The sequence below is a fragment of the Pectobacterium artocarpous genome, from assembly GCF_046159765.1.
Taxonomy (GTDB): Bacteria; Pseudomonadota; Gammaproteobacteria; order Enterobacterales; family Enterobacteriaceae; genus Pectobacterium.
This window is the reverse complement of record NZ_JBJXVK010000026.1, coordinates 20,673-34,191: the sequence shown is the minus strand read 5'-3', so window position 1 is coordinate 34,191 and position 13,519 is coordinate 20,673. Positions and strand designations below refer to the sequence as shown.

Annotated in this window: 7 protein-coding genes and 1 pseudogene; all 8 read right to left on the bottom strand. The window is 55.9% G+C overall.

All coding sequences use genetic code 11. The annotated features are described in order from the left end of the window. Positions 1-170: 170 nt before the first annotated feature. The 8 genes and pseudogenes from trhP to ACKQAD_RS16300 all read right to left on the bottom strand — a co-directional run bounded on the left by trhP (position 171) and on the right by ACKQAD_RS16300 (position 13,157). The gene (trhP, locus tag ACKQAD_RS16335) at positions 171-1,532 is read right to left on the bottom strand and encodes a prephenate-dependent tRNA uridine(34) hydroxylase TrhP (RefSeq protein WP_409161120.1); all 1,362 of its coding nucleotides are present in this window, start codon (positions 1,530-1,532) and stop codon (positions 171-173) included. A gap of 176 nt (positions 1,533-1,708) precedes the next feature. Beyond that, on the bottom strand, positions 1,709-2,668 hold the full coding sequence (locus tag ACKQAD_RS16330) for a glutathione S-transferase family protein (RefSeq protein ID WP_409161119.1): 960 nt from the start codon (positions 2,666-2,668) through the stop codon (positions 1,709-1,711). A gap of 342 nt (positions 2,669-3,010) precedes the next feature. Beyond that, positions 3,011-3,292 (bottom strand): annotated as a pseudogene (locus ACKQAD_RS16325) (chloramphenicol acetyltransferase); the annotation flags it as partial. Positions 3,293-3,313: 21 nt separating this feature from the next. Beyond that, the gene (gene baeR, locus ACKQAD_RS16320; protein WP_409161118.1) at positions 3,314-4,042 is read right to left on the bottom strand and encodes an envelope stress response regulator BaeR; all 729 of its coding nucleotides are present in this window, start codon (positions 4,040-4,042) and stop codon (positions 3,314-3,316) included. Between the two features lie 45 nt (positions 4,043-4,087). After that, complete coding sequence (gene baeS, locus ACKQAD_RS16315) at positions 4,088-5,455, bottom strand: envelope stress sensor histidine kinase BaeS (RefSeq protein WP_409161117.1); 1,368 nt, start codon at positions 5,453-5,455, stop codon at positions 4,088-4,090. Between the two features lie 270 nt (positions 5,456-5,725). After that, positions 5,726-8,806 carry a multidrug efflux RND transporter permease subunit MdtC gene (gene mdtC, locus ACKQAD_RS16310; protein WP_409161116.1) on the bottom strand — a complete coding sequence of 1,027 codons (3,081 nt, stop codon included), beginning with the start codon at positions 8,804-8,806 and terminating at the stop codon, positions 5,726-5,728. Next, positions 8,803-11,925 (bottom strand): MdtB/MuxB family multidrug efflux RND transporter permease subunit, encoded by a 3,123-nt coding sequence (locus ACKQAD_RS16305; protein WP_409161115.1) that lies wholly within the window; start codon positions 11,923-11,925, stop codon positions 8,803-8,805. Before ACKQAD_RS16305 ends, mdtC begins: the two co-directional genes overlap by 4 nt. Next, on the bottom strand, positions 11,925-13,157 hold the full coding sequence (locus tag ACKQAD_RS16300) for an MdtA/MuxA family multidrug efflux RND transporter periplasmic adaptor subunit (RefSeq protein WP_409161114.1): 1,233 nt from the start codon (positions 13,155-13,157) through the stop codon (positions 11,925-11,927). The genes ACKQAD_RS16305 and ACKQAD_RS16300 overlap by 1 nt, the downstream gene beginning before the upstream one ends. Positions 13,158-13,519: the final 362 nt, after the last annotated feature.

Genomic DNA, 13,519 nt, shown 5'->3' with positions numbered 1-13,519 from the left:
CTGTTTCTAATATTCGTAAAAAACCCCGGGCTTTGTAACGATACCTTCGGATGAGTTACGCGCGCATTCGCGAGTTGGGAAAAGTCGATAAGGGGAAAGCATACTGCAAGGAAAGATTGCTTTGTTAGAGTTATTGCCGGATGTATTGGGCATCCGGCGGTATTATCGGCTTATTCGGCGTTAGGATTACGCGTAGTGGTGCCCGGTAGATTGCGCAGCAATAGCGCATAGTCCAGCGAGATATCGTCCGGCACGGGTAGGTAAACGATATGGCCGTTACCCGGCGCCACATCGGCCGATTGCCCTTTGACATTCTGCATCGATTCGATGGTGAATTGAATATTGCCGTTTGGCGTCATCATCTCCACGCTGTCACCGCAGGAAAACTTATTCTTCACTTCGACTTCCGCCAGCCCATCGCGGCGCACGCCGGTGAATTCACCGACAAACTGCTGACGATCGGAAACAGAATAGCCGTAATCGTAGTTCTGGTAATCTTCATGCACGTGGCGACGCAGGAAGCCTTCGGTGTAGCCACGGTGCGCCAGACCTTCCAGCGTTTCCAGCAGCGTCGGGTCGAACGGTTTACCCGCCACCGCATCGTCGATGGCGCGGCGATAAACCTGTGCGGTACGGGCACAGTAATAGAATGACTTAGTGCGGCCTTCTATTTTCAGCGAATGAACCTGCATCTGCGTCAGGCGTTCAACGTGCTGAATCGCACGCAGATCGCGGGAGTTCATGATGTAGGTGCCGTGCTCGTCTTCAAAGGCACTCATGTATTCGCCAGGGCGCAGGCTTTCTTCCAGCATAAAGACTTTGTCAGTGGGTTCGCCGATGCCCAGCGCGGGCTCAACGTTTTTCACCGCAATAGGTTCGTACTGATGAACGATATTCCCGATGTCGTCCTCTTTGCCTTCCTGAACCTTATATTCCCAGCGGCAGGCGTTGGTGCAGGTGCCCTGATTCGGATCGCGCTTGTTGATGTAGCCGGACAGCAGGCAGCGGCCAGAGTAGGCCATGCACAGTGCGCCGTGAACGAAGATCTCCAGTTCCATATCTGGGACGTTCTGGCGGATTTCTGCAATCTCTTCCAGCGACAGTTCGCGGGACAGAATCACACGCGTCAGCCCCATTTGCTGCCAGAATTTCACCGTCGCCCAGTTGACCGCGTTGGCTTGAACGGAAAGGTGAATATCTATCTGTGGGAAGTTTTCCCGCACCAGCATAATCAAACCCGGATCGGACATGATCAGCGCATCCGGCCCCATTTCGATCACGGGTTGCAGATCGCGCAGGAAGGTTTTCAGTTTGGCATTGTGTGGTGCGATGTTAACGACGACGTAGAATTTCTTGCCCAGCTCATGCGCTTCGTTAATGGCTTGCGCCAGCGTCTGATGGTTGAATTCGTTATTGCGCACGCGCAGGCTGTAGCGGGGTTGACCGGCATAAATCGCGTCCGCGCCATAGGCAAAGGCGTAGCGCATATTTTTCAGCGTACCGGCCGGAGAAAGCAGTTCCGGTTTAAACATGGTATCTCTCGATTCTGATCACAAGTCAGGCTGCTCCACGGTGGGAGCAGTAAAGGCGGAGGATTCTAGCGCTAATAGGGGGAAATTGCAGTAGACGACACACGAAAAGTGGGCCTATTGTTTGACGTAAATCAATAATGGCCTGCCATTAATCGAGCAGGCCAGATGACGCTGCGTTAACGCATAGCGATACGCGATTTTCCTAACGTTTCGCGGTTGTGGAACTGGTATAAATCGACCTGTGGGCCAACGGGCACAATCTGTGTCGGGTTCAGCCAGGCAATACCGTAATAGCCTGCTTTGATATGGTCGATATTGACCGTCTCCGCGACGCCCGGCCACTGGTACAGGTCACGCAGGTAGTTCGACAGGTTTGGGTAGTCGGCAATGCGCTTCAGATTGCACTTGAACGCGCCGTGGTAGGCCACGTCAAAACGTACCAGCGTCACAAACAGCCGCCAGTCGGCCTCAGTCAGCGTGTCACCGAGCATATAGCGATGGCTACCCAGATGATTGTCCAACTCATCCAGCGTGGTGAAGAGCGTCGTGACGGCGCTGTTGTAGTGTTCCTGCGTTTTGGCGAATCCGGTTTTATACACACCGTTATTGACGTTGTGGTACACGGTTTCGTTCCAGTGGTCGATCTCAGCACGCAGCTCTGACGGGTAGAAATCGAGGTGGTTGTCGGTCAGGTCGTTAAATTCGCTGTTCAGCATACGGATGATATCTGCCGATTCGTTATTCACGATGCGCCCTTCCACCCGATCCCACAGCACCGGTACTGACACCTTTCCAGTGTAGTCTGGCACGCTGGCGGTGTACAACTGGTGCAGGTAGCGAATCTCGCCCACATGCTCACCCGCATCCTGTGGCGTGGCGAATTCCCAGCCGTTATCGGCGATGCGCGGGTTGGCAACCGAAAGAGAGATGATGTTCTCCAGCCCTTTCAGCTTGCGGAAAATCAGCGTGCGTGATGCCCACGGGCAGAGATAGGAGACAAAAAGCTGGTAACGACCCGCTTCTGGCACCAGCTCGGTTTGCCGAAATTTGGTTTCTTCGCGGTGGAATGCCCCATTTTTAATCTCTTCCGCCGCGACATCGCCGTTAACCCATTTGCCATTAACTAAGCCTGACATATGTTTTTTCCCTTATCCGTTCTGTTGCTGGTGACCCATTCCCGCACGGTGTGCGAGGTGATACCCGTTATTATTGCAGGCTTAAAAGGGTAACAGCCGTGGGAAAATAGAAAATGACAAAATTTTCATTAAGTCAGACAATATTTTTGACCAGTATGGAAATGGCGTTGCTAGCGTTTAGCCGCCAGCAGACCGTATAGCACGGAGTTGGACACTTCGCCGTCCGCGATCGCTGCTTTAACTGCCCTTCTTGTGTGAACCCCAGCCGCTCAAGCGATCGGGCTGAAGCCACATTGCATTGCGGGGATCGATTTCGGCTTCCAATCGGCTTCTCACCGTTTCAAAGGCAAAATCCCGCAGAGCAGAGAGCCGATGATTCGTGCCGTTCATGATAAATTTTGCCCCGCGCGCGATGGCGAAAAACTTACCAATAATTAATTTATCGCCGATAAACGGATAATGGTAGAGCACCTTTTGCTCAAAATTTCCGCACCATCGGGGTCGTCATAACAGGTGTAGTCGGATATTTGGGTTGGTGACAATATTCTTGATAAAACACACTTGGGTGAAACCGGCCATGGGGTAGCGGTTATCCGGATCGGGTCCGTTCAACATGGCCTCCATAACATCATAAGGCGGTTGGCGTTATACCTCATTGCAAGGCGAGGCTTCCCAGCGGTAGCCGATGCCGTATACCGTGCGGATAAATGAGGTCTCTTCGTCCAGATGTTCCAGCTTGCGGCGCAGGTTTTTGATGTGACTGTCGATGGTGCGGTCGGTCACGACACGATAATCGTCATAGAGCTTATCCAGCAGCGCCTCGCGGGAAAAGACCTTCCCTGGCTCGGTAGAAAGCGTCTTGAGCAGACGAAACTCAGCTGGCGTCAGATCAAGGTTCTGCCCCAGATAGCTGGCCTGAAAACCACTTTTATCAATCAGTAAGGCCGTTTCGGTTTTCTCGACAGCTTTCACGCCGTCGTTCTGCCAGCCGCAGCGACGCAGCAGCGTTCTGACGCGCACGACGACTTCGCGTGGGCTGAAAGGTTTACAAATATAGTCGTCGGCACCAATTTCCAGCCCCAGCAGGCGATCAATCTCCTCGCTACGGGCGGTGACCATAATAATCGGCACGTTGGAAAACTGGCGGATCGTGCGGCAGAGCGTCAGGCCGTCGCAGCCTGGCAGCATCAGGTCCAGCAAAATAAGAGCAGGGGAATGCAGCCGCACCCATTCGACGACATCGTTACCGTCGGACAGCCAGTGCGTGGCGTAGTCCGCCGCCTGAAGGTAATCCACCAGCAGTTGCCCTAGCTTGGGCTCATCTTCGACAATCAGAATAGGCGATGCCATAGCGAAATCGGGTGCGGTTGTCATAGCTCTGCTTATTTTCGGTTTCAGGAATAGCGATCAGGATAGCGCTTAATCCGGTACGTGCGAGGGAAGCTCAAGGGTAATCATCACTCCTCCTAGCGGCGAATGTTCAGCATACAGTCGTCCACTATGCGCCTCAACGATATTATTGCAGATAGCCAGCCCAAGCCCGGAGCCGCCGTTGGCGCGGTTGCGCGAACTTTCCGCACGGTAAAAGCGTTCGAAAATCAGCGTGAGCTGCTCGTCGGTCACGCCGGGGGCGCTGTCCTGCCAGATAATGGCCCAGCGTTTATGCTGTTGCACGAGGGTAATGGTCAACTGTCCTTGCTCATCGGTATAGCGCAGGCTATTTTCCAGCAGATTGGTAAATAACTGGCTTAACCTATCTGGATCACCAAAGACGCCAGCCTGAGCCGGTAGAGTGGTGGTAAGCGTAATCTGTTTCTTCTGGAAGCGTTCATGAAATGCGGCGATAGCAATAAGCAGAATTTGCACCACATCCACTGCCGTTTTGCGATAGGCCAGCGCCCCGAGGTCGGACAGGGTGAGTTGATGCAGGTCATCCACCAGTTTAGTGAGCGTCGTCACCTCAGACTGGAGCGAATGCAGCGAATGCGTGTCGGGCTTGCGTATGCCATCCTGCAAGGCTTCTAACTCGCCGCGCAGTACCGCCAACGGCGTGCGTAACTCGTGGGAGACATCGGCCATAAACGCGCGACGAGACTGTTCGTTTTTTTCCAGCGTGCTGGCAAGCTGGTTGAAATCCTGCGCCAGCCTGCCCAGTTCATCGTGCGAGCTTGCCGTCACGCGGGCACTGAAATCCCCCGACGCCAAACTGTGCATGCCGTTGACCAGCCGCTTGACGGGGACGAGTAGGCCACGTGCTGTCAGCCAGGTGGCGATAACCGCGAGCAGCGTCGAGAGCGCGACAATCAGCCAACTGGTGCGCTGCTGCTGCTGATCGAAATTGATATCGGCGTTGCGGGTCAGGCGTTCAACGGGCGAGGCGACAATCCAGCCGACCGTTTGATTTTGTACCTGAATCGGCTGCCAGGTGCCTTCGTTTGGTATCGGCGCCGGAGAACCGAATAGCTTGCGTTTGCCGGAATCGAGCACCCACAGGCGCACGCGTAGCCCCTGCATACTGTTGTCGGTGTCGTTGTTCTGATCCAGCGAGTGCAGCATTTTGAACACCAACCGGCCATTGTTGCGCAGGAATGACCAGTCGCCGTGCTGCTGATATTGTTCCGCCAACGCATCGCGCAGTTGCATGACCCGCTGTTCGTTGCCGCGCTTAATGTAGTCGATAAAGCCGCGTTCGAAGCTGACGCGCACTCCCCAATGCATGGTAATCAGCACCAGCATACAGGTAGCGAAAATCGCGAGAAACAGTTTGGCGGTGATTCCGAATTTCATGATGACCTCACGATTTACACGACAGCACGGTATTCACGATGGTGGTATCTAGCGTCTGCATAAAAAAGCCAAAGGCAACAATCCGAATTCTGCCAGCGGACGGAAGCCGAATTCATCATGTTTCAGACGTCTTCTGATAGGGCGGTAAGTGAATAATCACTGAATACGGCAATCGAGCCGCCCTTGGTCGAGTGCGTTCGGGGCGCTACCAGAAAAACAGCGAACGTTAAGCGCACGAAACCTCCCTCTGAAATAGCATATTGATTGTTATCACGACAGTGACAAATCCGTCTCCGGCGCGTTGCGCCGAATGTTCCTCAGTTTGTCGAAAAACAGGTACACCACCGGAGTGGTGTACAGCGTGAGGATTTGGCTCATCACCAGCCCGCCGACAATCGTGATGCCGAGCGGCTGTCGCAGTTCCGCACCGTCGCCGCTGGTCAGCACTAGCGGCAGTGCGCCAAACAGCGCGGCCAGCGTGGTCATCATAATTGGGCGGAAACGCAGCAGGCAGGCCTGAAAAATAGCGTCCTGTGCGTTCAGCTTACCGTTGCGTTGTGCTACCAGCGCGAAATCCACCATCATGATCGCATTCTTCTTCACGATCCCAATCAGCAGCATGATACCAATCAGCGCCACCAGACTAAACGGCGCGCCGAACCACTCCAGTGCCAGCAGCGCCCCCACGCCCGCCGAGGGCAGGGTAGAGAGAATCGTCAATGGGTGCACATAGCTCTCATACAGCATGCCCAGCACGATATATACGGTGATAATCGCCGCCAGAATCAGCAACAGTTGCGAAGACTGCGATTGTTGGAACGCCTGCGCCGTACCGGAGAACTGACCGCGTACCGCTGACGGCACGCCCAGCGACGTCATGGTTCTTTCTATCGCCGCCGTGGCGCTGGACAGATCGGTGCCTTCCGGCAGGTTGAAAGAGAGGGTCGAGGCGGCAGACAACCCCTGATGGTTCACTGAGAGCGGCGCGTTGATCGGTTTCCAACTGGCGAAATAAGAAAGCGGGATGGGTTTACCTTCGTTGTTGATCACGAACATCTTGTTCAGTGAACTGACGTCCTGCGTGTAAGCATCATCCACTTCCATCACCACCTTATATTGATTCAGCGGCTGGTAAATGGTTGAAATCTGACGCTGTCCGAAGGCGTTATTGAGCAGCGCGTTGACAGCAGAGACGCTGATGCCGAGCTGCGCCATCGCATCGCGATCGTAGGTTAGCGCCATTTCCGCCCCTTTATCCTGCTGATCGGAATTCACATCGGCCAGTTCAGGCAGTTTGCTGAAAGCTGCACGAATCTTGGGTTCCCAGGTGCGTAGCTCGCTCAAATCGTCAGACAGCAGCGTGTACTGATATCCGGCATTCGCTTCCCGCCCGCCGATGCGGATATCCTGCACCGGCATTAAAAACAGGTTAGCGCCGGGCTCTTTTGCCAGCTTGACGCGCAGGCGACTGATCACCTGCTGTGCGGAAACATCGCGCTCGGACAGCGGCTTAAGCGAAATAAACATTGAACCGCTGTTGGTGCGCGAGCCGCCGGTAAAACCGTTAACGTTATCCACCGCCGGGTCATTACTGACAATGGTCATGAAGTTCTGGAGTTTCAGCGTCATGGCCTGAAAAGAGATGCTCTGGTCAGCTTGAATAAAGCCCATCAGCCGACCCGTATCCTGCTCTGGGAAAAAGGTCTTCGGAATACTGATGTACAGCCAGACGTTGAGTGCGATGGTGCCCAGCAGAAGCAGCAACACCCAACGTGCATGGTTGAGCACCCACTTCAATGAACGCCCGTAGCCTTGCTGCATGGCGAGCAATACGCGGTTAAAACCACGGGTGCGCGGCTGGCTACGCTTGGGAACGGCACGTAACAGTCGTGCGCACAACATTGGTGTGAGGGTGAGTGAGATCAGCAGTGAAATCATGATCGCCACCGACAGCGTGACGGCGAATTCGCGGAATAGTCGCCCCGGCAAGCCGTCCATCAGCAGGAGCGGAATGAATACCGCCACCAGCGACAGACTCATGGATAAGACGGTGAACCCCACTTCGCGCACGCCCTGAAGAGACGCCTGTAGGGGCTTCATGCCCGCTTCAATGTGGCGGGAAATATTCTCCAGCACCACGATGGCGTCATCCACCACGAAACCGGTGGCAATGGTCAGCGCCATCAGCGACAGGTTGTTCAGGCTAAAGCCGCACAGGTACATGGCGGAAAAGGTGCCGATCAACGACACCGGGACGGCCAGTGCAGGAATGGCGGTTGCCCGGCCGGAACGCAGAAACAGGAAGACGACCAGAATCACCAGCGCGACGGCGATAACCAGCGATTGCTCCACTTCCGCCAGTGATGCGCGAATGGTAGGGGAACGATCCTGTGCGACATCCAACTGTATTTCGGCAGGCAGGCTGGCGCGAAGCTCCGGCATGGCGGCGCGGATATTGTCTACCGTGGTAATAATGTTGGCATCCGGCGCGCGGCGAATCATCACCAGAATTGCAGGCTTCGAATTCGCCATTCCTGCGTTGCGTGAGTTTTGTACCGAATCTTCCACCGTGGCGACGTCGCTCAGGCGAACAGCGGCACCGTTATTATAGTGGATAATCAGCGGCGCGTAGGCAGCGGCGGTTTTGAGCGCATCGTTGGTTTGTATCTGCCAGCTTTTCTGGCTGTTTTCCACATTGCCCAAGGGCTGGCGCACGTTTGCCTGCGTGATGGCCTGTCGTACCTCATCAAGGGAAATGCCCTGATTAAACAGCGCGACCGGATTCAGCGCGACCCGCACGGCGGGGAGCGAACTCCCGCCGATGGAGACATCGCCGACGCCTTCCATCTGTGAAATTTTCTGTGATAGCTGGGTCGAGGCAAAGTCGTATAGCTGCCCCTGACTGTAGGTGTCCGAGGTCAGCGTCAGGATCATGACTGGCGCATCGGACGGGTTGACTTTGCGGTAGGTCGGGCGACTGGACATACCGGACGGCAGCAGGTTTTGCGCCGCATTGATGGCGGCCTGTACATCTCGCGCCGCGCCGTTGATATCCCTGTCGAGGTTAAACACCAGAATGACGCGCGTACTGCCGAGCGAACTGGTGGAGGTCATTTCGCTGACGCCTGCGATCCGGCCAAGTGCCCGTTCCAGCGGTGTGGCGACGGCGGAAGCCATGGTTTCCGGCGAAGCACCGGGCAGAGAAGCGCTGACGGAGATCACCGGGAAATCCACCTGCGGCAGCGGCGACACCGGCAACAGGCGGAAACCCAATATGCCACACAGCGCGATGGCCAGCGTCAGCAGCAGAGTGGCGACAGGGCGGTGAATGAACAGGGCGAAGAACTTCACTCGGTTTCTTCCTCCTGACGCGGCGCAAGGCGGAAACGCGTCGCCAGACGGTCAAACAGCAGGTAAATCACCGGTGTGGTAAACAGCGTCAGGAGCTGGCTCATGATCAGGCCGCCGACCATGCAGATCCCCAGCGGCTGGCGCAGTTCCGCGCCAACGCCGGTGCTCAGCATCAGCGGCAGCGCACTCAGCAGCGCTGCCATGGTGGTCATCAAAATCGGCCGGAAACGCAGCAGACAGGCCTGATAAATGGCGTCATACGGTGTCATCCCTTGTTCTCGCTCCGCCGCCAGCGCGAAGTCGATCATCATGATGGCGTTCTTCTTCACGATCCCGATGAGCAAAATGATCCCGATAATGGCGATCACATCCAGCTCATTCCCCGCCATCATCAGCGCCAGCAGCGCGCCGACGCCTGCTGTTGGTAGCGTAGACAAGATGGTGATGGGGTGAATAAAGCTCTCGTACAGCACGCCGAGCACAATGTACATGGCGACAATCGCTGCGACGATAAGCCACACGGTGCTGCTTAGCGCTGACTGGAACGCCAGCGTACTGCCCTGAAAACGGGTCGTGATATCCGCAGGCAGGTTCATCTGCTGTTCGGCATGGGTGATGGCATCCACCGCTTCACCCAGCGCATAGCCGTGGGAGACGTTGAAGGAGATCGTCGTCGATGGGAACTGATCAATATGGTTGATCGCCAGCGGTCCCAGACGTTCTTCAACGGTGGCAATACTGCTGAGCGGGATCGTTCCGCCGTCGCTGCTGATAATCCGCACATCGTTCAGCGCGTCCAGACCGGTGTTGTTGGTCGTATCGTGCTCCAGTACGACGCGATACTGGTTGGCCTGCGTATAAATAGTGGAAACTAACCGCTGACCAAAGGCGTTGTACAGCGCGCTATCGACCTGCGACATCGTGATGCCCAGACGACTGGCGCTGTCGCGATTCACGTTGACGTAGGCGACCGCCGCGCCGTCTTGCCAGTCGCTGCTGACATCCTCAAGCTGTGGCAACTTTTTCAACTCGGTCATCAGCTTCGGCACCCACTGGCTCAGCCCATCCAGTGACATCGCCTGCAATGTAAACTGATATTGGGTACGGCTAATCTGGGTGTCGATGGTGAGATCCTGCACCGGTTGCAGATAGAGCTGAATACCAGGGATCTGGGCCGTTTGCTGCTGTAGCCGACTGATGATCTCGGGAATACGTTCGCTACGCTCACTGAGCGGTTTCAGGTTGATTTGCAGTCGGCCACTGTTCAGCGCAGCGTTGGTGCCGTCAACGCCGATGAATGAGGAGACGCTCTCCACCGCCGGATCTTTCATCATAATAGAGGCGACGCGCTGCTGGCGGTCGGCCATATTGCTGAATGACACCGTCTGCGATGCCTGTACCGTGCCCTGAATGATGCCGTTATCCTGCACTGGGAAGAAGCCTTTCGGGATCCAGATATAGAGCAGAATCGTCAGTAGCAGCGTACCGAGTGCAACGCTGAGTGTCAGCCACGGGTGATTCAGCACCTTGCGCAGCCAGACACGGTAGGCATCAATCAGGCGAGTGAAGAAACGCTCGCTGGCACGGGTAAAACGGTTCTGTTTCTGCAACGACTGAGGACTCAGCATCCGGGCGCACATCATCGGGGTAAGCGTGAGCGATACGACGGCGGAAATCAGAATGGATACCGCTAGCGTGATGGCAAACTCGCGGAACAGGCGTCCGACGATATCGCCCATAAACAGCAGTGGGATCAGAACGGCGATGAGAGAGAAAGTGAGGGAAATGATGGTGAAGCCAATTTCCCCTGCGCCTTTCAGCGCGGCGTTAAGCGGTTTTTCCCCTTTTTCGATATAGCGGGCGATGTTTTCGATCACCACGATGGCATCGTCCACCACAAAACCGGTGGCAATGGTCAGCGCCATTAGCGTTAGGTTATTGATGGAAAAACCGAGGAAGTACATCGCGGCAAAGGTGCCGATCAGCGATAGCGGCACGGCGATGCTCGGGATTAGCGTGGCGACGGCGTTACGCAAGAACAGGTAAATCACCATCACGACCAGCGCGATAGCCAGCAACAGCTCGAACTGGACGTCTTTCACCGAGGCGCGAATGCTGGTTGTGCGGTCGGTCAGCGTGGTGACCTCGACAGAATTCGGCAGGCTAGCTTTTAACGCGGGCAGCATCTTGGTAATGCTATCCGTCGTTGTGATGACGTTGGCACCCGGCTGGCGCTGAACGTTGATAATGATCGCCTGCTGCCGATTCGCCCAGGCTCCGAGATGAATATTCTCGGCGGCTTGCTCGATGGTGGCGACATCCTGAAGCCGTACTGGCGCGCCATTCTTCCACGCGACAATCAGTTTGCGGTAATCATCAACGGATTTCATCTGATCGTTGGCGGAGAGTGTGACCGAGCGCGTCGGGCCATCCAGACTCCCCTTAGCGGAATTCACGTTGGCGGCGGTAATCGCGGTGCGGATCGTTTCACTGGTCAAACCATATGCCGCCAGCGCGGGGGCATTCAGCCTGACCCGCACGGCGGGACGCTGGCCGCCGGCTAACGACACCAGGCCGACGCCCGCCACCTGCGAGATTTTCTGGGCGATGCGGGTGTCCACCATGTCTTGCACCTGCGTCATCGACATAGCGCTGGAGGTGACAGCCAGCGTCATAATCGGCGGATCCGCCGGATTCACTTTGCTGTAGGTTGGTGGATAGGGCAGATCGTTAGGCAACAGGTTGCTGGCCGCATTGATGGCGGCCTGCACATCTTGTTCGGCGACGTCCAGCGATAGCTCAAGCTGGAACTGAAGCGTGATGACGGATGCGCCACTTGCGCTCTGCGTCGACATCTGTTTTAGCCCGGACATCTGGCCGAGCTGCCGCTCCAGCGGCGCAGTAATCGCGGACGTCACCACATCGGGACTGGCGCCGGGATACAGGGTAATCACCTGAATCGTGGGGTAATCAACCTCGGGCAGCGCGGAAACCGGCAGCGCCCGATAGCCGATAATCCCGGCTAGCAGAATGGAGATCATCAGCAGCGTCGTCGCGACTGGACGTAGAATGAACAGGCGCGACGGCCCACCGCCGCTGGCTGGAACGGTATCCTGCATCAGGATTTCTCCCCAGTGATGACAGGCGTTTTCTCCGTCAGCGTTGAAGGTACGACTTCCACCTTCGCGCCTTCGGTCAGGCGGTCGATACCGTCAGTCACGACCTTCACATCGGCATCCAGTCCGGCGGTCACGACCACTAACTGACCGTACTGAATGCTGGTGGTCACCTGACGCTTACTGACTTCATTTTTATCATTCAGTATCCAGACAAAGCGGCCTTCATTCCCCATTTGTACGGCAGCGGAAGGGGCGACGACGGCGTTTTGCAGCGTATCAACCTTCATGCGGATATTCACGAACTGGTTCGGGAACAGGGCATCGTTCAGATTGTCAAAACGCGCCTTGAGCTTGATCGTGCCTGTAGTGGTGTCGATCTGGTTGTCCATGCTCAGCAGGGTGCCCTGTGAGAGTTTCTTTTGATTGACGCGATCCCAGGCTTCCACCACGGGTGCCTGGCCTGATTTCTGCGCGCTCAGAATCGTGGAGATTTCCGCTTCCGGTACGGTAAAGACGACATCAATCGGGTAGGTCTGCGTAATCACGACAATGCCATTGGTGTCGCCGCTGGTGATGTAATTCCCCACATCGACCTGCTTTAAGCCGATCCGACCACTGATCGGCGCGGTGATCTTGCTGTAATCCAACTGGAGCTGTGCGCTGGCGACGGCACCTTCATCAGCTTTTAGCGTGCCTTCCGCCTGACGAACGGCGGCGCTCTGGGCATCCAGCTCCTGACGGGAGATCAGGTTGGTTTTCACCAGTTGCTGGTAGCGTGCCAAATCCTGTTGCGCATTAGCCAGCACGGCCCGATCTTTTGCCAATTGCCCCTGTGCCTGCGTCAATTCAACCTGAAACGGGCGGGGGTCGATTTCCGCTAGCAGGTCGCCAGCGTTAACCTGTTGCCCTTCCTGAAAGTGTAGCGCCATCAATTGGCCGTTCACCCGGCTACGCAGCGTCACGGTATTGGCCGCCGTTACGGTGCCTAACCCGGACAGATAGTAGGGCACAGAAGCGGATTGCGTCAGCGCTGCTTGCACGGGGGCCAGCGTGCGCATCGCGGCGCGGCGTCCGCCACTGATGTTGCTTCCCGAATGTGGCGTACGGGCGGTGTGCTGTTCACTGGTGCCAGAGGCGGTACGCGGCGTCTGGCTAAAATGACGCCAGACCAGTACAGCAATAGCGATAACGGCGGCAAGTATCAGCAGGCCTCGGATACGTTTGGCATTCATAGTGATAGATTACTCTCTCCAGGTTGCGCAGGAAGCACGATCTACCCGTCATACTTCAGGCTGCATATGCGTTGGCTGTCATACTCAGCGCGTTATTGTACCAATGGCCTAATGCTGGTCACTTAAGCATGAATTGAGGAGAAACACGGTGATAAGGTTCCAGCCGGGATGCCTCACACCGTGGTTGCTCCGGTATCTCGATCTTTACACGATCGATATTACTCAATGGTTGCATTTTACTAGTTTAAACAGTGGATGCCGGACAAAAATGAAGGAAATATGGAAGATATGTCAGGGTTTGTAGGAAAACAATCCGGCAGCGTGAGGCTGCCGGATTGGGATAAAACGCTAGAACACGATGA